The organism is Bacillus sp. AR2-1, from assembly GCF_008368755.1.
Classification (GTDB): Bacteria; Bacillota; Bacilli; order Bacillales; family Bacillaceae_G; genus Bacillus_A; species Bacillus_A wiedmannii.
The window spans coordinates 1-602 of sequence record NZ_QORY01000050.1; the positions used below are offsets into that span (position 1 = coordinate 1).

Annotated in this window: 6 tRNA genes; all 6 read right to left on the bottom strand. The window is 51.7% G+C overall.

Features of this window, described 5'->3' with window-relative positions:
- Nucleotides 1–23 precede the first annotated feature (23 nt).
- Nucleotides 24–94: transfer RNA gene (locus DT250_RS31095), tRNA-Gly, on the bottom strand.
- A 1-nt stretch (nucleotide 95) separates the two neighbouring features.
- Nucleotides 96–172 (bottom strand) — tRNA-Pro (locus tag DT250_RS31100).
- A 3-nt stretch (nucleotides 173–175) separates the two neighbouring features.
- A tRNA-Arg gene (locus DT250_RS31105) sits at nucleotides 176–252 on the bottom strand.
- Between the two features lie 97 nt (nucleotides 253–349).
- Nucleotides 350–432, bottom strand: a tRNA-Leu gene (locus DT250_RS31110).
- A 16-nt stretch (nucleotides 433–448) separates the two neighbouring features.
- Nucleotides 449–521 (bottom strand) — tRNA-Lys (locus tag DT250_RS31115).
- Between the two features lie 5 nt (nucleotides 522–526).
- Nucleotides 527–601: transfer RNA gene (locus DT250_RS31120), tRNA-Gln, on the bottom strand.
- Nucleotide 602 lies beyond the last annotated feature (1 nt).

Consider the following 602-nt stretch of genomic DNA (forward strand, 5'->3'; position numbering starts at 1 on the left):
CGTTCAGTTTTCAAAGAACTAAAAGCGGGTGAAGAGAATCGAACTCTCGACCAGAGCTTGGAAGGCTCTTGTTTTACCACTAAACTACACCCGCGTGGTCGGGAAGACAGGATTTGAACCTGCGACCCCCTGGTCCCAAACCAGGTGCTCTACCAAGCTGAGCCACTTCCCGTTATGGCGCGCCCGAGAGGAGTCGAACCCCTAACCTCTTGATCCGTAGTCAAACGCTCTATCCAATTGAGCTACGGGCGCATATTCACGATGGGGGGTCGACGTCGCACGGTGGCGACTCAATTATCTTATCATACTACATTTTCAAATGCAAGTACTTTTTAAAAAGATTTTTTGATGCGGCCGAGAGGACTTGAACCTCCACGGGGTTTCCCCCACTAGGCCCTCAACCTAGCGCGTCTGCCGTTCCGCCACGACCGCGCGGAAAAAACAAAAGTGAGCCATGAAGGATTCGAACCTTCGACCCTCTGATTAAAAGTCAGATGCTCTACCAACTGAGCTAATGGCTCGTAAATGGCTGGGCTAGCTGGATTCGAACCAGCGCATGACGGAGTCAAAGTCCGTTGCCTTACCGCTTGGCTATAGCCCAT